Origin of the sequence: Bradyrhizobium sp. AUGA SZCCT0177 (assembly GCF_018130125.1) — a bacterium.
Classification (GTDB): Bacteria; Pseudomonadota; Alphaproteobacteria; order Rhizobiales; family Xanthobacteraceae; genus Bradyrhizobium.
Genome location: NZ_JAFCMA010000023.1, coordinates 24,830 through 44,420, shown reverse-complemented (window position 1 = coordinate 44,420; position 19,591 = coordinate 24,830). Strand labels below are relative to the sequence as shown.

General features: G+C 63.6%; 20 protein-coding genes. 12 read left to right on the top strand and 8 right to left on the bottom strand.

Annotation, left to right across the window (positions count from 1 at the left end; genetic code table 11):
* The first annotated feature begins 1 nt into the window (after nt 1).
* The 4 genes from JQ597_RS25025 to JQ597_RS25010 all read left to right on the top strand — a co-directional run bounded on the left by JQ597_RS25025 (nt 2) and on the right by JQ597_RS25010 (nt 4,951).
* Nucleotides 2–721, top strand: a complete 720-nt coding sequence (locus JQ597_RS25025) for an ABC transporter ATP-binding protein (protein WP_212267670.1) — start codon at nt 2–4, stop codon at nt 719–721.
* A complete protein-coding gene (locus tag JQ597_RS25020; protein ID WP_212267668.1) occupies nt 718–3,291 on the top strand; it encodes an ABC transporter permease in 2,574 nt (857 codons plus the stop codon). Before JQ597_RS25025 ends, JQ597_RS25020 begins: the two co-directional genes overlap by 4 nt.
* Before the next feature lie 245 nt (nt 3,292–3,536).
* Nucleotides 3,537–4,328 (top strand): Bax inhibitor-1/YccA family protein, encoded by a 792-nt coding sequence (locus JQ597_RS25015; protein ID WP_212267666.1) that lies wholly within the window; start codon nt 3,537–3,539, stop codon nt 4,326–4,328.
* Between the two features lie 83 nt (nt 4,329–4,411).
* Complete coding sequence (locus tag JQ597_RS25010; protein ID WP_212267664.1) at nt 4,412–4,951, top strand: GNAT family N-acetyltransferase; 540 nt, start codon at nt 4,412–4,414, stop codon at nt 4,949–4,951.
* A gap of 143 nt (nt 4,952–5,094) precedes the next feature.
* Here the strand turns inward: JQ597_RS25010 and JQ597_RS25005 are convergent, their stop codons facing one another.
* The 3 genes from JQ597_RS25005 to acnA form a co-directional block, all read right to left on the bottom strand.
* On the bottom strand, nt 5,095–5,466 hold the full coding sequence (locus tag JQ597_RS25005; RefSeq protein WP_211999183.1) for a DUF2794 domain-containing protein: 372 nt from the start codon (nt 5,464–5,466) through the stop codon (nt 5,095–5,097).
* A 527-nt stretch (nt 5,467–5,993) separates the two neighbouring features.
* Nucleotides 5,994–6,755 carry a DUF1223 domain-containing protein gene (locus JQ597_RS25000; protein ID WP_212267662.1) on the bottom strand — a complete coding sequence of 254 codons (762 nt, stop codon included), beginning with the start codon at nt 6,753–6,755 and terminating at the stop codon, nt 5,994–5,996.
* 287 nt (nt 6,756–7,042) lie between these two features.
* The gene (gene acnA, locus JQ597_RS24995; protein ID WP_212267661.1) at nt 7,043–9,763 is read right to left on the bottom strand and encodes an aconitate hydratase AcnA; all 2,721 of its coding nucleotides are present in this window, start codon (nt 9,761–9,763) and stop codon (nt 7,043–7,045) included.
* Between the two features lie 226 nt (nt 9,764–9,989).
* Between acnA and ccmA the strand changes: the two genes are divergently transcribed.
* The 6 genes from ccmA to JQ597_RS24965 all read left to right on the top strand — a co-directional run bounded on the left by ccmA (nt 9,990) and on the right by JQ597_RS24965 (nt 13,415).
* Nucleotides 9,990–10,592, top strand: a complete 603-nt coding sequence (gene ccmA / locus JQ597_RS24990; protein ID WP_212267659.1) for a heme ABC exporter ATP-binding protein CcmA — start codon at nt 9,990–9,992, stop codon at nt 10,590–10,592.
* Nucleotides 10,589–11,257, top strand: coding sequence for a heme exporter protein CcmB (ccmB, locus tag JQ597_RS24985; RefSeq protein WP_212267656.1), 669 nt, complete (start codon nt 10,589–10,591; stop codon nt 11,255–11,257). Before ccmA ends, ccmB begins: the two co-directional genes overlap by 4 nt.
* Nucleotides 11,258–11,342: 85 nt before the next feature.
* Entirely contained in the window at nt 11,343–12,074 is a 732-nt protein-coding gene (locus JQ597_RS24980) for a heme ABC transporter permease (RefSeq protein WP_212267653.1), read from the top strand.
* A gap of 4 nt (nt 12,075–12,078) precedes the next feature.
* Nucleotides 12,079–12,258 carry a heme exporter protein CcmD gene (gene ccmD / locus JQ597_RS24975; RefSeq protein ID WP_192739315.1) on the top strand — a complete coding sequence of 60 codons (180 nt, stop codon included), beginning with the start codon at nt 12,079–12,081 and terminating at the stop codon, nt 12,256–12,258.
* Nucleotides 12,255–12,842: a DsbE family thiol:disulfide interchange protein gene (locus tag JQ597_RS24970; protein WP_212267651.1), complete on the top strand. Its 588-nt coding sequence runs from the start codon at nt 12,255–12,257 to the stop codon at nt 12,840–12,842. Before ccmD ends, JQ597_RS24970 begins: the two co-directional genes overlap by 4 nt.
* A 213-nt stretch (nt 12,843–13,055) precedes the next feature.
* Complete coding sequence (locus JQ597_RS24965) at nt 13,056–13,415, top strand: ComEA family DNA-binding protein (RefSeq protein WP_212267648.1); 360 nt, start codon at nt 13,056–13,058, stop codon at nt 13,413–13,415.
* 157 nt (nt 13,416–13,572) lie between these two features.
* Here the strand turns inward: JQ597_RS24965 and JQ597_RS24960 are convergent, their stop codons facing one another.
* On the bottom strand, nt 13,573–14,175 hold the full coding sequence (locus JQ597_RS24960) for a septation protein A (protein ID WP_212267645.1): 603 nt from the start codon (nt 14,173–14,175) through the stop codon (nt 13,573–13,575).
* Nucleotides 14,175–15,122, bottom strand: coding sequence for a signal recognition particle-docking protein FtsY (gene ftsY, locus JQ597_RS24955; RefSeq protein ID WP_212267643.1), 948 nt, complete (start codon nt 15,120–15,122; stop codon nt 14,175–14,177). Before ftsY ends, JQ597_RS24960 begins: the two co-directional genes overlap by 1 nt.
* A 28-nt stretch (nt 15,123–15,150) precedes the next feature.
* On the opposite strand from ftsY, the gene JQ597_RS24950 reads away from it, so the two are divergent.
* On the top strand, nt 15,151–15,873 hold the full coding sequence (locus tag JQ597_RS24950; RefSeq protein WP_212267640.1) for an RluA family pseudouridine synthase: 723 nt from the start codon (nt 15,151–15,153) through the stop codon (nt 15,871–15,873).
* Between the two features lie 105 nt (nt 15,874–15,978).
* Here the strand turns inward: JQ597_RS24950 and JQ597_RS24945 are convergent, their stop codons facing one another.
* From JQ597_RS24945 to dapF, 3 genes are all read right to left on the bottom strand, one after another.
* A complete protein-coding gene (locus JQ597_RS24945; protein ID WP_212267637.1) occupies nt 15,979–16,239 on the bottom strand; it encodes a hypothetical protein in 261 nt (86 codons plus the stop codon).
* 194 nt (nt 16,240–16,433) lie between these two features.
* Nucleotides 16,434–17,699: a tRNA (N(6)-L-threonylcarbamoyladenosine(37)-C(2))-methylthiotransferase MtaB gene (gene mtaB / locus JQ597_RS24940; RefSeq protein ID WP_212267634.1), complete on the bottom strand. Its 1,266-nt coding sequence runs from the start codon at nt 17,697–17,699 to the stop codon at nt 16,434–16,436.
* A gap of 65 nt (nt 17,700–17,764) precedes the next feature.
* On the bottom strand, nt 17,765–18,637 hold the full coding sequence (gene dapF / locus JQ597_RS24935; protein WP_212267631.1) for a diaminopimelate epimerase: 873 nt from the start codon (nt 18,635–18,637) through the stop codon (nt 17,765–17,767).
* A gap of 182 nt (nt 18,638–18,819) precedes the next feature.
* Here dapF and JQ597_RS24930 point away from each other — a divergent pair, with 182 nt between their 5' ends.
* Nucleotides 18,820–19,587, top strand: coding sequence for a GyrI-like domain-containing protein (locus JQ597_RS24930; RefSeq protein WP_212267629.1), 768 nt, complete (start codon nt 18,820–18,822; stop codon nt 19,585–19,587).
* Nucleotides 19,588–19,591 lie beyond the last annotated feature (4 nt).

Here is a 19,591-nt window from a genome sequence, read left to right as displayed (position 1 = left end):
CATGGACAGTCTCATCGAACCCTCTTCACTAACCGGCCTGGAGCCGGACACCATTTCCATTTCCAACGTCAACCTCTCGCTCGGCACGGGCGCGGCACGCGTTCATATCCTGAAAGATATCAGCCTTCGTGTGGCACCGGGCGAAGCGATCGGCCTGATCGGACCGTCAGGTTCGGGAAAGTCGACCTTGCTGATGGTGATGGCGGGGTTGGAGCGGCCTGACAGCGGAGAAGTGGTAGTCAACGGCACGCCGTTCAATGCCCTCGACGAGGACGCCCTCGCCCGCTTCCGCGGCCGCCAGGTCGGCATCGTGTTCCAGTCGTTCCATCTGATCCCGACCATGACGGCGCTGGAAAACGTCGCGGTGCCGCTGGAGCTCGCCGGCAATCCCGATGCAGCCAAACGCGCCGAGCAGGAGCTGACCTCGGTCGGCCTCGGCGATCGCCTGCATCATTATCCGACGCAACTCTCCGGCGGCGAGCAGCAGCGCGTCGCGCTGGCACGCGCGCTGGCGCCTGATCCTGCGATCCTCGTCGCGGACGAACCGACCGGCAATCTCGACGAGGCGACCGGCAAGCAGATCGTCGACCTGCTCTTCACCAAGCATTCCGAGCGCGGCATGACCCTGGTGCTGGTGACGCACGACACCTCGCTGGCGCAACGCTGCGACCGTGTGGTGCGGCTGCGTTCAGGCCGCATCGACGGACAGTCCACTCCATGACCATGGCGTCGGAAGCCGCTGGCGGCAGCCGCCGCTCGTCATCATTGGCGCTGCGTTACGCGTTTCGCGAACTGCGCGGGGGCCTGCGCGGCTTCTACGTGTTCATCGCCTGCATCGCGCTCGGCGTGATGGCGATCGCCGGCGTCGGCTCGGTCGCGGCCAGCCTCAGCGACGGCCTGAGCCGGGAAGGCCGCACCTTGCTCGGCGGCGACGTCGCATTCTCGCTGATACAGCGTGAAGCCACGCCGGAGGAGATCGCCATTCTGCGCGCCCGCGGCGAGGTTTCGGTCGCAGCCGCCCTGCGCGTCATGGCCCGCAGCGGCGACGGCAGGCTGGCACTGGTCGAACTCAAGGCGGTGGACGGCAAATACCCGATGCTCGGGGAGTTGACGCTTGATCCCAAGATGCCGGTGGCGGACGTGTTGGCCGAGCGCGACGGCGTATTCGGCGCGGCGGTGGATTCCGTGCTGCTGGCGCGGCTCGACCTCAAGATCGGCGACCGCATCAGCATCGGCAACGCCAACTACCAGATCCGCAGCGTGGTCAGCGCCGAACCCGACAAACTCGCCGGCAATGTCGGACTCGGCCCGCGCGTCCTGGTCAGCGAGACCAGTCTGCGCGCGACCGGATTGCTGCAGCCCGGCAGCCTGGTGCGCTGGATCTACCGGCTGAAATTGCCTGATAATGCGGCCGACGAGCGCGCAGCGACCCAGCTGATCGAGAGCGTGCGGGCCGCGTTGCCGGAGGCCGGCTGGTGGATCCGCAGCCGCGCCAACGCCTCGCCGCAACTCGAACGCACCATCAGCCGTTTCACCCAGTTCCTGACGCTGGTCGGCCTCGCCGCGCTCCTGGTCGGCGGTGTCGGCGTCGCCAACGCCGTCAAGAGCCATATCGACCGCCGCCGCGACGTCATCGCCTCGTTCAAGGCGCTCGGCGCCACCGGCCGCGACGTTTTCACGATCTATCTGACCCAGGTGGTCGTGCTCGCCGGCATCGGCTCCATCATCGGGCTCGTCGCCGGGGCTGCGCTGCCGTTCGTCATCGTCGGCCTGTTCGGCAAGCTGCTGCCGCTGCCGGTGATCCCCGCGCTGCATCTCGACGAGCTCGCACTGTCCTTCATCTACGGCCTGCTGACCGCGCTCGCGTTCGGGCTGTGGCCGCTCGGACGGGTGCACGACGTGCCGGTGGCGGCGCTGTTCCGCGAGGAAGTCGCCCGCGAATGGCACCGTCCGCGCTGGCGATACCTCGCCTTGATGGCCGTCGTGATCGCGCTTTTGATCGCGGTCGCGATCGGCCTTGCCTACGACAAGCGCATCGCGGCCGTGTTCGTCGCCTCGTCGGTTGCGGTGTTCGCGCTGCTGCGCGGCGTCGCCGCCGGCCTGATGGCGCTGGCGCGCCGGCTGCCGCGATCCGATATCACCATGCTGCGGCTGGCGATTGCCAACATCTACCGTCCCGGCGCGCTGACGCCGTCGGTCGTGATGTCGCTGGGCCTTGGCCTCGCCGTCCTCGTCACCATCACCCAGATCGACGGCAATCTGCGTCGGCAATTCCTGGCGGCGTTGCCGGACCGCGCGCCCTCGTTCTACTTCATCGACATCCCGACCTCGGAAGCCGATCGCTTCGGTGCATTTCTCAAGCAGACAGCGCCGCAATCGACGGTGGAGGATGTGCCGATGCTGCGCGGACGCATCGTAGCAGCCCGCGGCGTCAAGGCCGACGAGCTCAAGCCAACGCGGGATACCGAATGGGTGCTGCAGAGCGACCGCGGCCTGACCTATACGGCCGACGTCCCCAAGGGCTCGAAAGTCGTCGAGGGCGATTGGTGGAGCGCAGACTATCGCGGGCCGCCGCTGGTCTCGATGGAGAAGAAGATCGCCGACGGAATGAAGCTCAAGATCGGCGACGAGATCGTCGTCAATGTGCTGGGCCGCGACATCCCGGCGAAGATCGCCAATCTGCGCAACGTCGACTGGCAGGGCCTCGGCATCAATTTCGTGCTGGTGTTCTCGCCTAACGCCTTTAAGGGCGCGCCGCACACCCATGTCGCGACCCTGTCCGAGGCTCACCCGGATCCGGCCGGCGACGCCCGGATCATCAAGCAGGTGGCCGACGCGTTCCCGATGGTGACCAGTGTGCGGGTCCGCGAGGCGCTGGACACGATCGGCACCGTCGTCACCAATCTCACGCTCGCGATCCGCGGCGCCAGCGCCGTGACGCTGATCTCGGCCATCCTGGTGCTGGGCGGCGCGCTCGCCGCCGGCCATCGCCACCGGGTCTACGACGCGGTCATCCTGAAGACCCTGGGCGCGACACGGGTGCGGCTGCTCGGCGCCTACGCGCTGGAATACCTGATGATCGGCCTGGCCACGGCGGTGTTCGGCGTGATCGCGGGCTCGGTCGCGGCCTGGCTGATCGTGACGCGGCTGATGACGCTGAGCTTCATATGGCAGGCCGGCAGCGCTGCCGGCGTTGTCGCCGCGGCCCTGATTGTCACGGTAGGCCTCGGACTCGCCGGCACGTTGCTGGCCCTGAACCAGAAGCCGGCCAGCGTGCTGCGAAATTTGTGACAATTTGTAGCGGGCGGCAAGGCCGCGTTAACGCTGCTTTTGCTGGAAAATAGCGATCTAGAGCGACATTCAGCCGCGCGTGGAAGCTTGCAGCGAATGTGTTAGTTTCCCACATACCAGCCTGGGACAGAGGCCGGTTTGATGACACCGAATTAATGTCAGCAAATCGCGGCCTTTGGGCTAGATATTCTAACCGGCGACGCAAACCCCTTGCGATCCGCCGGGCAACCAACGGGAATTCGACCATGTCGGACCTAGACCGTAACTACGCTTCTCCTTTCGGCCGGGCCGCCGGACGCGTCGATGCCGCGGCCGTCGATGCCGGTCTGCGCGCGTACATGCTGCGCATCTACAATTACATGTCGATCGGCTTGGCCATCACCGGTCTGGCGGCGCTCGGCGTCTATATGATGGCGGTGACCCCGGATCAGTCGGCCGGCGTCGCCAAGTTCGGCAGGGAGTTCCTGACGCCGTTCGGCTACGCGATGTATGTCAGCCCGCTGAAGTGGCTGTTTATCCTCGCGCCGCTGGTCATGGTGTTCGCGATCTCGTTTGGCATCAACCGGCTGAGGCCCGCGACGGCGCAATTGCTGTTCTGGGCGTTCGCGGCGCTGATGGGCGTATCGCTGTCGTCGATCTTCCTGGTGTACACCCACACCTCGATCGTGCGGGTGTTCTTCATCACGGCGGCGACCTTCGGCGCGCTGAGCCTCTACGGCTACACCACCAAACGTGACATGAGCGGCATGGCGTCGTTCCTGTTCATGGGCCTGATCGGCATCATCATCGCGAGCGTGGTCAACATCTTCCTCGGCAGCTCGATGCTGCAGTTCATCATCTCGGTGGTGGGCGTGCTGGTGTTCGCGGGCCTCACCGCCTATGACACCCAGCGGCTGAAGAACGACTACATCTACGGCTATGCCTCGCAGGGCGGTGACATTGCGGAAAAGGCGGCGATTACCGGCGCACTTTCGCTCTACCTGAACTTCATCAACCTGTTCACGCTGCTGCTGCAGCTGCTTGGCCAGCGCGACTAGCGCTCCAGCCCAGCCAAAGAATTGAAGCCCCGGCCTCGCGGCCGGGGCTTTTCTTTTGCGGCCAGCAAAAATAATCTGTCACCATGTCTACTCCCGATATCAGGCCCGCCACCGAGGCCGACCTCCCCTTTGTCACCGAAATCTACGAGCACGCGGTGCGCTACGGCACCGCGACATTCGAGCTGATCCCGCCCGATCTCGCCGAGATGACCCGGCGGTTCCGCGCGCTGATGGAAGGGGGTTTCCCGTATTTCGTCGCCGCGGTGGAAGGCCGGTTGATCGGATATGCCTATGCAGGCCCCTACCGCCCTCGGCCGGCCTATCGCTTCACGGTGGAGAACTCGGTCTATCTGCAGCCGGCGACCCACCGCCGCGGCATCGGCCTGCTACTGCTGCAGCGGCTGATCGCCGAATGCGAAGCGCGGGGCTACCGGCAAATGATCGCCGTCATCGGCGATTCCGCCAACGCCGGCTCGATCGGCGTCCACACCAAGACCGGCTTCCAGATGATCGGGACACACCCCTGCGTCGGTCTCAAATTCGGACGCTGGCTGGACACGGTGATGATGCAGCGCGCGCTCGGCGAAGGCGCCACGACGGTACCGGCGGATTCGAAGGCCTAGATTCGCAGGGTGGGCAAAGCGCAAGCGTGCCCACCATTCGAGGCGACGGTCCAGATAGTTGGTGCGCACGGCGCAAACGCGCCTTTGCCCACCCTGCGCGGCTGGACACAAAATCGCGAAAACAACCCCATGCACAGTAGAGTCTAGACAACCGCCAGCTTGCGATCGATCACCAGCAGCACGCGCTCCAGCTCATGGCCGCGGCGCAGGATCAGCCCGGTCGCCGAGATCACGCTGTACATGCCCTGCTTGCGCGCCAGCCGCGGATCCTTCTCGATGCGATAGATCGGGACTTCGGAGGCGCGGCGGAACACCGAGAACACCGCGCGGTCCTTCAGGAAGTCGATGGCATAGTCGCGCCACTCGCCATCGGCGACCATGCGGCCGTACAGATTGAGGATGCGATTGAGCTCCAGGCGATTGAACGTAACGCTATTCGGCAGCGGACTTGCAGTGGCGGTGCGCGCCACTGCGCGACTCCCGCTTGGATCAGTGTCCTCCGACATCGAACTCATCGAGCGCCTCCTGTCGTCTCCGGCATGGCCTTGTTCCGAAAAACCTGTCCCTGGTTTGCGCTGACGCGGCCCTTCGGGTCGGGATCATGACAATGACATGATCGCGCTAACCGCCGAGTACCGCAAGGCCCTTTGAAATTGCGACGGAAACCGCGAAAGACCGTCCGGCAACGCCGGAAATACCGAGTCACGGGAACGTTAGAGGAATCATATTGCTGCCCCACTTCCGCCCATCGCCCGCCCCGCTGGCTTGCGACAAGTGAATCCTGCGTTGACCCGGTCCTTTCGGTTCCGGATTCCTCAGCCCCCAGCCCCCCGGGGCCGTCGGGATCGGGTCTGTTCGCAGGGGAGCTTTCTCCCGACACTGGGCCAACGAAAGTTGGTCCTTTTTCTTTTGGGGGGTGCGCTTCATCACTGTTGTCGTTCCGGGGCGCAGAAAGCGCGAGCCCGGAATCCATAACCACGATAATGCGTATGGATTCCGGGCCTGCGCCAAGTGGCGCATCCCGGAATGACGACGGGAGAAATCAGCGCAGCGGCGTGTAGGCCGCGCCCAGCATCGGGCCGGGCTTTTCGCGATTGCCGTCCTGGACATAGACGACCGCGGCATCGACGCCGTCGCGGGAGATGTTTTCGAGCGGAACGGTCCAGCTTCCGGAATTCCCGTTCCAGTCCCCGACCTTCAGGATGTTGCGCACCACATTGTAGTAGGTGACCTGGCGGCCGCGGTTTTCACCGCGCCCGATCGAGATCGGTACCGCCTTCGAGACCGAGCAGATCCAGACTTCGCCCTGCGATGAAGTCGGCGCGTTGCTCGCCGCCACCGACACGTTGATGTGCTTGCCGGACAACGTCATCGTCACCGGCACCGACATCACGCCGGCGGCTCTCTGGGTGTGCTGGATTGCGCTGTCGATGCCTGCACGATCGCTGCCGACCACCTTCGCCGAACCGTTGACGATGACCTGCGGCGTGTAGACGTCGCGATCGCCACGCATTTGCGAATAGGCTTTCTGACGCGCGCTGAAGCGTGAGTCCGCCAGCGTATCCTTCCAGCCCAGATAATCCCAATATTCGATCGGCATGCTCAGCGCGATCACGTTGGGGTCCTTGGCAAGCTCGCCAATGATCTCGTCGGCCGGTGGGCACGACGAGCAGCCTTGCGAGGTGAACAGCTCGACGACCGCGCGTGGGTCGGCATGAGCGGGACGGATAATCGCGACAATGGCACAGACGCCAAGCGCACTCGACCATCGCGAAATCGAACTATTGGCCATCATCGCTGTCATACTGCGAACCGGTCCTGGCGATTTCTATCCGTATTTGTACGGGGCATGATTTTCTATCCCTAAGCGCGCACCCCAGACGCAAGAAAGCGGCCTTTTCATAGGCCGCCTTCTTCCCGGTCGCTACTCACGTAGCAGTGAGGCACCGATCACAAATCCGCGTTTCAAGGCGTTTTCAAGCGAAGCATGCCCCCGGACTTGATCCGGGAATGGATACCGGTTCGCATAGCAATCGAGTTTACGCAGATTGCGTAGACTTATCTGCGGTAGAAAACGCGTCAAAACAGAACTCAAGCCGCAAGCTTGCGCAGCACATAGTGCAGAATGCCGCCGTTGCGGTAGTAGTCGAGCTCGTCGAGCGTATCGATGCGGCAGAGCAGCGAAACGCGCTGCAGCGAACCGTCGCCGGACACGATTTCCGCGGTCAGCTTCTGGCGCGGCTTCAAATCGCCCTGCAGGCCGCGGATCGTCACCTTCTCGTCGCCCTTCAGCCCGATCGATGTCCAGGACTGGCCGTCCTCGAAGGTCAGCGGCAGCACGCCCATGCCGACCAGGTTGGAGCGATGGATGCGCTCGAAGCTCTGGCAGATCACGGCGCGGACGCCGAGCAGCCTGGTGCCCTTTGCCGCCCAGTCGCGTGACGAGCCGTTGCCGTATTCGGCGCCGGCGAACACCACCAGCGGCACCTGCTCGGCCTGGTACTTCATCGCCGCGTCGTAGATCGACATCTGCTCGCCGTCGGGCCAATGTTTTGTCAATCCGCCTTCCGGAATGTTTCCATCAGCGCCTTTGAGCATGAAGTTCTTGATGCGGATATTTGCAAAAGTGCCGCGCATCATGATCTCATGGTTGCCGCGCCGCGTGCCGTACTGGTTGAAGTCGGCCGGACGCACCTGATGCTCCGACAGATATTTTCCGGCCGGAGAGGTCAGCTTGATCGAACCGGCCGGCGAGATGTGGTCGGTGGTGATCTTGTCGCCGAACATCGCCAGAATCCGCGCATCGACCACGTCGACGATCGGTTCCGGTTCTTTCTTCATGCCTTCGAAGTAGGGCGGGTTCTGCACATAGGTCGAGCTCATGTTCCAGCGATAGGTCTCGCTCTCGACCGTCTTGATCTTGCGCCAGTTGGTGTCGCCCTTGAACACGTCGGCGTAGCGCTTCTTGAAGATCGTCGCGGTGACGAACTTCTTCATATAGGCGTTGATTTCCTTGGTGGTCGGCCAGATGTCCTTCAGGAACACCGGCTTGCCGTCCTTGCCTTCGCCGATCGGCTCGACCGAAAGGTCCTTGGTCACGGTGCCGGCCAGCGCATAGGCGACGACCAGCGGCGGCGAGGCGAGATAATTCGCCTGCACGTCCGGCGACACGCGGCCTTCGAAATTTCGGTTACCCGACAACACGGCAGCGGCGACGATGCCATTGTCGTTGATCGACTTCGAAATATCCTCCGGCAGCGGGCCGGAATTGCCGATGCAGGTGGTGCAGCCGAAGCCGACCAGGTTGAAGCCGACCTTGTCGAGATCGAGTTGCAGTCCGGAGTTGGACAAATATTCCGCGACCACCTGGCTGCCCGGCGCCAGCGAGGTCTTGACCCACGGCTTAGCCTTGAGGCCCTTGGCGGCGGCGTTGCGCGCCAGCAGGCCTGCGCCGATCAGCACGCTCGGGTTTGACGTGTTGGTGCAGGAGGTGATCGCGGCGATCACGACGTCGCCATGGCCGAGATCGAAATTGCGGTTCTCGACGGCGTAGCGATGCGAGGCATCCGCCGCCTTCTTGTATTCACTGGTCATCGCCGCGGAGAAGCCCGCGGCGACCGCCGGAAGTGCGACGCGGCCTTCGGGGCGCTTCGGTCCGGCCATCGAGGGCACCACGTCGGCAAGATCGAGCGTCAGCGTTTCCGTGAACACCGGATCGGCCGATTTGGCGGTGCGGAACAGGCCCTGCGCCTTGGCGTAGGCCGCGACCAATTTCACGCGATCGGCCTTGCGGCCCGAGGTTTTCAGATAATCGATGGTCGCGGCATCGACCGGGAAGAAGCCGCAGGTCGCGCCATATTCCGGCGCCATGTTGCCGATCGTCGCCTTGTCCGCGACCGACAGATAATCAAGGCCGGGGCCGTAGAATTCGACGAACTTTCCGACCACGCCCTGCTTGCGCAGCATCTGCGTCACGGTCAGCACCAAATCGGTGGCGGTGACGCCTTCCTTCATTTGACCCTTGAGCTTGAAGCCGATCACTTCGGGCAGCAGCATCGACTGCGGCTGGCCGAGCATCGCAGCTTCCGCCTCGATGCCGCCAACGCCCCAGCCCAGTACGGCCAGACCGTTGACCATCGTGGTGTGCGAATCGGTGCCGACCAGCGTGTCGGGATAGGCGACTTCGAAAGTGCCGGTCTTCTTGCCGACCGTCATCTTCTCCTTGCGGGTCCACACCGTCTGGGCGAGGTATTCGAGATTGACCTGGTGACAGATGCCGGTGCCGGGCGGCACCACCGAGAAATTCGTGAACGCCTTCTGGCCCCACTTCAGGAACTCGTAGCGCTCCTGGTTCTGCTTGTATTCCTCGACCACGTTCTTGCCGAACGCCTTGTTGTCACCGAAGAAATTGACGATCACGCTGTGGTCGATGACGAGGTCGACCGGCACCAGAGGGTTGATTTTTGCGGCATCGCCGCCGAGCGCCTGCATCGCGTTACGCATCGCGGCGAGATCGACCACCGCCGGCACGCCGGTGAAATCCTGCATCAGCACGCGTGCGGGGCGAAACGAGATTTCATGCTCGAGCTTGCGGGTTTTCAGCCATTTCGACACCGCGACGATGTCGGCCTTCTTGACCGTACGATCGTCTTCAAAACGCAGCAGGTTTTCCAGCAGCACCTTCATCGAATAGGGGAGCTTGGAAATTCCCTTCAGACCGTTCTTCTCGGCGGCGGGCAGGCTGTAATACACGTAGGTCTTGCCACCGACCTTGAGGGTCTTGCGGCATTTGAAGCTGTCGAGCGAGGTCATGTCAGGAAATCCCAATTCTCAGTTATACCCGGCAAAGGGTATTTAAACACCGTCAGCGCGGTCGGCTTACCGGCTTGCGGCCGCCGGTTGTGTGCTGCATCAAGTTCCGGGCTTATAGAATCTTTCTAGATGCGCCGCCACAACCACGATCGTGCTGCAGCATTGCGCGACCCAAAAATTCTGATGCGGTACCCCAAGGTTTTCTGAAGGGCCGTAACGAGGCAAGATGCGGCTCAGAGGACGCCAGATCGATTGTGTGCGGGGTGGGCGCGCGGTGTTTTCCGGGCTCGATTTCGAGGCCGCATCCAGCCACGCGCTCGCCGTCGTCGGTCCCAACGGGTCCGGCAAGACGTCGCTGCTGCGGCTGATCGCGGGCTTGCTGGTGCCGGCAGGCGGATCGGTCGCGCTGGAAGGCGGCGCGGACGAGCTGACGCTGCCCGAACAGACCCATTATCTCGGCCATCGCGACGCACTAAAACCCGCGCTCAGCGTGCTCGAAAACCTGTCGTTCTGGCGGGATTTTCTGGGCGGGGATGCCAGCGATCCCCATGAATGCCTCGCCAAAGTGGGGCTCGCGCACGCCACGCATTTGCCGGCCGCGTATCTGTCGGCCGGCCAACGGCGGCGGTTGTCGATCGCCCGGCTGCTCGTGGTGCGGCGGCCGGTCTGGCTGCTGGACGAGCCGACCTCGGCACTCGATGCCGCCGGGCAGGATCTGTTCGCTGGCCTGATGCGCGACCACCTCGCGCGCGGCGGCATCATCGTCGCGGCCACCCACGCGCCGCTCGGGATCGAGGCGAAGGAATTGCGGATGGGAGGAAGCGCATGACCGCCCTTGCCGCACTGATTCGACGCGACATCAGGATCGCGCTGCGCGTCGGCGGCGGCGCGCTGATCGGCGTGCTGTTCTTCCTCACCGTCACCGTGCTGATGCCGTTTGCGCTCGGGCCCGACCTGGCGCTGCTGACGCGGCTCGGGCCCTCCATTCTCTGGCTCGGCGCGCTGCTGTCCAGTCTGCTCACGCTCGACCGCCTGTTCACGTCAGACCACGAGGACGGCTCGCTCGATCTGATCGTGATGGGCCGGACGCCGCTGGAACTGGCCTGTGCTGCGAAGGCGCTGGCGCACTGGCTCGCCGCAGGGCTGCCGCTGATTATCGCGACCCCCGTGCTTGGGCTGATGCTCAATCTCGACGCCACCGCGACCTCGGCCGTGGCGCTGACGCTGCTGGTGGGAACGCCGGCACTGACTTTTATCGGCATGATCGGCGCCGCGCTGGCGGTGACGCTGCATCGCGGCGGGTTGCTGCTCGCGGTGCTGGTGCTGCCGCTGTCGATCCCGGTGCTGATTTTTGGCGTTGCGGCGTCGCAGGCCGCCATATCGGGACCGCTGCCGTTTGGAACACCGTTTTCGATCCTGTGCGCGATCTCGCTGGTGAGTTTCGTGATCGGACCGTTTGCCGCAGCCGCCAGCTTGCGGCACGGGCTGGACTAGATAACTTGATGCATGCCGATCAACACTTGATGGAACAGAACAAGCCGCATTGCCTGCCCCGCCGCCGCCGACTATCAGGATTGCCATGACGCTGATCGACCTCGCCAACCCCACCAAATTCCTGTCGCTGACGGCGCGCCTATTGCCGTGGCTGGCGGGAGCCACCGCGATCCTGCTGATCATCGGCTTGTACCAGGCAGCAATGGCGCCCGACGATTATCAGCAGGGCGCCACCGTCAAGATCATGTTCATCCACGTGCCCAACGCGTGGCTGTCGATGTTCGTGTGGGGCGTCATGAGCCTTGCGGCGCTGGGCACGCTGGTGTGGCGGCATCCACTCGCCGACGTCGCCGCGAAAGCCGCCGCCCCGATCGGCGCCGCCTTCACATTTCTCGCGCTGGTCACCGGCTCGCTGTGGGGCCGGCCGATGTGGGGCACCTATTGGCAATGGGATGCGCGGCTCACCTCGGTGCTGATCCTGTTCCTGATGTATCTCGGCCTGATCGCGCTGTGGCGCGCGGTGGACGATCCGTCGCGCGCGGCGCGGGCGGCCGCGATCCTCACACTGGTCGGCGCGCTCAATTTGCCGATCATCAAATTCTCGGTCGACTGGTGGAACACGCTGCATCAGCCGGCCTCGGTGCTGCGGATGGGAGGCTCCACGCTCGATCGCGCCTTCCTGATTCCGTTGCTGGTGATGGCGGTTGGATTTTCGCTGCTGTTCGTCACGCTGCATCTGGCGGCGATGCGCAACGAGATCCTGCGCCGCCGCGTGCGCAGCTTGCAGATCATGCAAGCCAGCCAACAGGCCGCGTGACGCGATGGCGCTCGGTCCCTATGCCTCCTTCATCGTGACGTCCTACGCGCTGGTCGCCGCGGTGGTCGCTATCCTGATTGCCTGGATCGCCATCGATTTTCGCCGCCAGAAGGCGCGCCTGCGCGAGCTCGAGGCCAGCGGCATCACCAGGCGCTCCGGCCGCAGTGCGGCGGATATAAGATGAGCGGGCCGGCGACATCTGACGCACCGCGGCAAAGCCGGCGCTGGCTGGTGACGCTGCCACTGATCGGTTTCATGGCGGTGGCCGGGCTGTTCCTGCTGCGGCTGCACTGCGGCGATCCCTCCAAAATTCCATCCGCCCTGATCGGCCGCCCGGCGCCGCAGACCGCGCTGCCGGCGCTGGCAGGCCTGGTCGACAACGGCATCGCCATTCCCGGGCTCGACCCGGCGGCCTTCAAGGGCAAGGTCAGCGTCGTCAACGTCTGGGCGTCCTGGTGCGTGCCATGCCATGACGAGATGCCGCTGCTAACCGCTCTGGCCAAGGACAAGCGGCTGCAGATCGTCGGCATCAACTACAAGGATTCGCCCGACAACGCCCGCCGCTTCCTCGGCCGCTACGGCAACCCGTTCAGCATGGTCGGCGCCGACAGCAATGGCCGCGGCTCGATCGAATGGGGCGTCTATGGCGTGCCCGAGACCTTTTTGGTCGGCCGCGAAGGCACCATCGTCTACAAACTGGTCGGGCCGGTGACGCCGGCCAATGTCGATACCGTGCTGAAGGCGGAGATCGAGAAGGCGTTGCGGTGACGCTCGTCATTCCGGGATGGTCCGAAGGACCAGAACCGGAATCACGAGTTTCCGGGTTCATCGCTGCGCGATGCCCCGGAATGACGGCGCGGAAATTTCGCGCGCAAATAATTTCCAGCTTTTATCTGCCGTTCATTTGCCGGCCATGGCGCCGCCACGAATTCGAAGCTAGCTTGATAGCGTTACTTAAACCGTCCTTGGAGGGACACTTTTATGCGTCATTTCACGCTCTCTTCTCTTCTCGCAACTGCGCTCACGATCGGCCTGATGACGGCAACCCCGTCGATGGCCCAGACCGCGCAGCCCGCGACCAAATCCGACAGCAAGATGGCTCCCGCGCCGAAGGCCCCGGAATCGAAGATGGCGCCGGCCCCGAAGGCCGAGCTGCTCGACATCAATTCAGCAACCGCCGACCAGCTCGAGGCGTTGGCGGGGATCGGCAAGGCCTATTCCGCCAAGATCATCGCGGGCCGCCCCTACAAGGGCAAGGACGATCTGGTGCACAAGAACATCGTCCCGCAGGCGACCTACGACAAGATCAAGGACCATGTGATCGCCAAGCAGAAGAGCTGATTTTTCTTACCTCTCCCCGCTTGCGGGGAGAGGTCGACGCGCACTTGCGCGGCGGGTGAGGGGGTACAGGTCCCTCGGCAATCTTTGCTCGGAGAGAGGCCCCTCACCCCAACCCTCTCCCCGCAAGCGCGGGGCGAGGGAGTCAGAGCGGTGCCAGCTAACCCTTCCTCACATCTCCCGCGTCCGCCTCGCTGGCCTCCAGCGAGGCCGGCTCCAGATGGTAGCGCTTGGTCAGCGGCATCTGGGCGATCGCAAAGATCATCGTCAGCGGAATCACGCCGAACGCCTTGAAGCCGACCCAGAAATCGGTCGACTGGGTGCGCCAGATGAATTCGTTCAAAAGCGCCATCCCGAGAAAGAACAGCGCCCAGCGCAGGGTGAGGATGCGCCAGCCCTGCGGCGTCAGATTGAACATCTGATCGAACATGATGGCGATGAAGGAGCGGCCGAACAACAGGCCGCCGCCGAGGATCGCGGCGAACAGGCCGTAGATGATGGTCGGCTTCACCTTGATGAAGGTCTCATCGTGCAGCACCAGGGTCAGCGTGCCGAACACGATGACGATGACGCCGGTGACGATCGCCATCATGGGTACATGCTTCGTCACCACATAGGACGCGACCATCGCAGCGATGATCGCCACCATGAACGCACCGGTGGCGACGAACAGACCGAATTTGGCGTTGGCGACAAAGAATACGAGCAGCGGACCGAGTTCGGTCGCGAGCTTGAACAGCGGATGCGGCTGGGTCTTGTCCATTACGAGTCAATCCCTGCAATCGCGTTCGCAAAATCCCGCGCGGTGAACGGCGCCAGATCGTCGACGCCTTCGCCGACCCCGATGAAGTGCACCGGCAGTTTGAATTTCTCCGACAGCGCCACCAGGATGCCGCCCCGCGCGGTGCCGTCGAGCTTGGTCATCACAAGGCCGGTGACGCCTGCGGTACGATGAAAAGCCTCGACCTGCGACAGCGCATTTTGTCCCACCGTGGCGTCGAGCACCAAGAGCACCGCATGCGGGGCCGAGGCATCGACCTTCTTGATGACGCGAACGACTTTTTCGAGTTCCTTCATCAGCTCGGCCTTGTTCTGCAATCGCCCGGCGGTGTCGACCAGCAGCACGTCGGTCTTCTGCTCCTGCGCTGCCGTCAGCGCATTGAAGGCGAGGCTGGCCGAGTCCGATCCCTGCGCGCCCGCAATCACGGGCGATTTGGTCCGCTCGCCCCAGACTTTCAACTGCTCGATCGCGGCGGCGCGGAACGTGTCGCCCGCCGCCAGCATCACCTTGCGGCCCTCGGCGCTGAGTTTCGCCGCCAGCTTGCCAATGGTGGTGGTCTTGCCGGAACCGTTGACCCCGACCACGAGAATGACGAACGGCTTTTGGGCGGCGTCGATCACCAGCGGCTTGGCCACCGGCGCCAGCACCTTCTCGACCTCGGTCGCGACCACCGCCTTGACCTCGTCCGCCGAGATCGCCTTGTCGTAGCGGCCGGCGCCGACGGCGTCCGCGATCCGCACTGCGACCTCGGTGCCGAGATCGGCGCGCAGCAGCACATCCTCGATATCATCGAGCATGGCGCGGTCGAGCTTGCGCTTGGTGACGAGGTCGGCAACGGCTGACCCGATCGAACTCGAGGTCCGCTTCAGGCCGCTCGAAAGCCGCCGCCACCAGCTCAGTTTGGGAGTTCCGGGAGTGGTATCGCTCATGTCGGACGTGTGTTAGCGGTTTCGCGCCATGAACGAAAGCCACAACCAACTCATTGAAATTGCGGACCTGACCGCGGAAGAAATTCAGGCCCGCGTGCTCCACCGCGACGGGCTGATGCTGGTCATCGACAAACCCTGCGGCCTCCCGGTGCATCGCGGCCCCAAGGGCGGCGCCAATCTGGAAACCTCGTTCGACGGGTTGCGTTTCGGGCTGCCGCGCCCGCCGGTGCTGGCGCACCGCCTCGACAAGGACACGTCCGGCTGTCTCGTGCTGGGACGCCATCGCAAGGCCACCGCCTCGCTCGGCCTGCTGTTCAAGCACGGCAAGATCGGCAAGACCTATTGGGCCATCGTCGAAGGCGGACCTGCCGAAGATGAAGGCACCATCGACATGGCCCTCGGCCGGCTCAACGTCGAGCGCGGCTGGTGGCAGAAGCCGGATCCGGACGGCCAAAAAGCCGTCACAAACTGGAAGGTGCGCGGCCGCGGCAATGGCCTCGCCTGGTTAGAGCTGGAACCGGTCACCGGCCGCACCCATCAATTGCGCGTGCACACATCGGCCACCGGCTGGCCGATCGTCGGCGACAACATCTACGGCAACGGCCCCCGCTTCGGCGAGCCGCGCCTGCATCTGCATTCCCGCGAGATCGTGATTCCGATTTCAAGGAACAAGGAACCGGTCCGCGTGGTCGCGCCGGCGCCGGAGCATATGCGCGAGCGGCTCAGGGCCTGCGGGTGGAACGGGGAGTAGCGGCTTTTACCCCTATCCCCTTGCTGGCTACTTCTGCGGATAGCCGAGACGCCACTGTAGGCATCATAAGGGTCAGCTTTATCCCGTTGACGATTCTGGCAAACGCTAAATCGTATCGCGTTTGCGGCGTTCCAAAGCGTCATTATATCGCTTGATCCGAGCCTGTTCTGCCGCCTTCGACTGCGCGACGCACTCCGCCAAAAACGAGCGAACGTTGGTGGTGTCTTTCCCAGCACGATTCATTTCGGCGATCATTTCGGCCCAATAATCGCAAGGAGGAGGGAACGCCACATTGAAATCGGCAAACGTTGTCGATGGCACAGATACCGTGGCAACGACAGCAATCAACGAAGCCAGTCGTATCAAATGCAGTTCCTTCGTCCGTGCGGAAGATGCTTCATCGGCTCATCTTATACCACATCTGACCCTTTGCGCACGTACCAGGGGCGCTCAGCCCATGTCAGCATTGGGCTCCGCGGGTTCTGTGCGTGCGGATAGAAACCCCTCATCCGCCTTCGCTGCGCGAAGGCACCTTCTCCCACAAGGGGAGAAGGAAGAAATCACACCGTCAGCCGCGCGCCGTCATGTCCGATCATCGTCAGCGCCTGCACCGCGCCCGGCATTTCCCCTGCAATCGCCACTGGCAGAAAATGCTCCGTCCGCCCCTGCCTGCCGCTCTCGATTAGCACCTGTCGTGTTGCGCCGATTTCGGCCGCCAGCCGTTTCCGCAGCGCAGCCTCACCTGTCGCGCGCAAGCGCTTCGCACGTTCCTTGATCGCCTCACCCGCGACCTGTGGCATCCGCGACGCTGGCGTGCCCGGGCGTTTGGAATAGGGAAACACGTGCAGGAAAGTGAGATCGCATTCCTCGACCAGATCCTGCGAACGCGTGAACATCTCTTCGGTCTCGGTCGGAAAGCCCGTGATGATATCGGCGCCGAGCGCGATGTCCGGCCGCAGCCGCCGCACCTGCGCGCAGAATTCGACGGCATCTGCGCGTGAATGCCGCCGCTTCATCCGCTTCAAAATCAGATCGTCGCCGGACTGCAGCGACAGATGCAGATGCGGCATCAGGCGTTCATCATCCGCAATGACGTCGAGCAGATCGCGATCGGCTTCGATCGAGTCGATCGAAGAAATCCGCAAACGCTTCAGTTCCGGCACATGCCGCAAAATCTGTTTTGTCAGCTGGCCGAGTTTTGGCGTGCCCGGCAGATCGGCGCCATAGCTGGTGAGATCGACGCCAGTCAGCACGATCTCGGCATGACCGCGTTCGACCAGCGCGCGGACCTGCTCGACAACAGCTCCCATCGGCACCGAGCGCGAATTGCCGCGGCCGTAGGGAATGATGCAGAAGGTGCAGCGGTGGTCGCAGCCGTTCTGCACCTGCACGAACACCCGCGGCAGGCCGCTCTGAAAACCTTCCAGCAGATGCGGCGCCATCTCGGTGACCGCCATGATATCAGCGACCGCGACCTTCTCGCTGGCGGCGATCCCGAATCCGGAATCGAACGCCGCGCGCGCGCTGCGCCAGGCCTCGCTACGCATCTTCTCGTCATTGCCAATGACGCGATCGACTTCAATCATGCCGGCGAACATTTCAGGCTGGGTCTGCGCCGCGCAGCCGGTCACGACGATGCGCGCATCGGGCCGCTCGCGCTTTAGCCGGCGGATCAATTGCCGCGCCTGCGCCACCGCTTCGTTGGTGACCGCGCAGCTGTTGATGACGATGGTATCGGAAAGGCCCGCGCTCTCCGCCTCGTGCCGGATCACTTCGGATTCGAACGCGTTGAGGCGGCAGCCAAAGGTGAGGACGTCGACGCCCATCAAGCTATTCTTTGTTTGAGCATGATCTCTTCGGAAAACCGCTTCACACTTTTCCGGATCATGCTCTAGGCGACGCTGGCGAACAGCGCCGGATCGAAGCGGCCTTCATATTCGAAATCGGCCGTGCCGGTCATCAGCACATGATCGTCGCGCTCGCGCCATTCGATCGAGAGCTTGCCGCCCGGCAGCGACATGTTGACGATGCGATTGGTGCGCTTCAACCGCGCCGCCGCGACCGCGGTGGCGCAGGCGGCCGAGCCGCAGGCCCTGGTCAGGCCGGCGCCGCGCTCCCAGGTACGCATCGTGATGTGGTCGCGATCGACGATATGGGCGAGCGTGATGTTGGCACGATCGGGGAAAATAGGGTGATTTTCCAACAGCGGCCCGAAGCGCTCGAGATCATAGGCGTTGACGTCGTCGACCCAGAAGATCGCATGCGGATTGCCCATGCTGACGACTGAGGGCGAATGCAGTATCGGCGCGTCGATCGGGCCGACCTGCAGTTCGATGTAACGCGTGTCGCGAAACTCTTCGGCCAGCGGAATATCCTGCCAACCGAACTTCGGCACGCCCATGTCGACCGTGTAGAGATCGGGCTGCGGCCCCTGCCAGCAATTCAACAGACCCGAGCGGGTCTCGAAGGTCACCGCCGTCTGGCCGGTCTTCTCGAACAGCCGTCGCACCACGCAGCGCATGCCGTTGCCGCAGGCGCCGGCCTCGGAGCCGTCATTGTTGTAGATGCGGATGAAGGCCTCGGTGCCCTCCAGCCGCGGCGGCTGCAATACCATCAACTGGTCATAGGGGACGCCGGCGGGCGAGGCGACGGCGCGTGCGTCCTCCGCCGTCACCTTGGCCGGCTTGTCGCGCAGATCGACCACGACGATTTCGTTGCCGATACCGTTCATCTTGGCGAATGCGTGATTGGCCAGCGCGCTCATGGAATTTCCCAATTTCTGCCTGTCTTATATGGCCAATAATGGCCGATTGCCTAGTACGCAGGGGTCCATGACGCATCTGTCATGGGACGAAGGCGGACCTTGCATGTTAGGGATGGCGGCGTCTTTGCGGGCGTGAGCCGGGACACACCGCGACCGCTTGGGATGGATGGAGAATGCCTAAAATGAACCGTATCAGCCGTTTCCGCTCGGCCATGGCCGCGCTGATCCCGATGGTAGCAATCGCGGTGGGCGGCCCTGCGTTCGCGCAAGCGCCGGCACCAGCCGCCTCGCCAGCTGCCAGCCCCTCCGCGGCACCGGCGCCCGCCGTTTCTGCTTCCCCTGCCCCGGCGGAGACGCCTTCACCGGCGGCATCCGCGATCCCGGCACCGGGAACCTCCCCCGCGCCGGTGGCAAGCCCGTCCGTTGCCCCCTCACCGCCACCCGCGGCCGCCCAGACGCCGGCCACGCCCCCTGCGGCCGTTCAGACCGCCGATCCCTTCGGTGAGCAGTTCACGCTGGAGCCCAGGAAGGTGGTGGTCATGAAGGGCACCGCCAATTGGGACTCGGCGTTCGACACCCTGATCGATTCGTTCAAGGCGCTGAACGCGCTGCTCGACAAGCAGGGCATCAAGGCAGCGGGCAATTCGATGATCGTCTACACCTCGACCGACGATAGCGGCTTTACGTTCCTGGCTGAAATTCCAGTCGACCAGGAGCCGAAGAACCTGACCAAGGACATGAGCATCGGAAAATCGCCCGAGGGCAAAGCCCTGAAGTTTGTCCATCGCGGTTCCTACGACAACATGGACAACACCTATGAGGCGATCACCAATCACCTCGACGACAAGAAACTTGAAGCCAAGGACACCTTTGTCGAGGAATACATCACCGATCCCTTGAAAACCGCAGAGGACAAGCTGGTGATCAACGTCTATGTGCCGCTGAAGTGAGAGA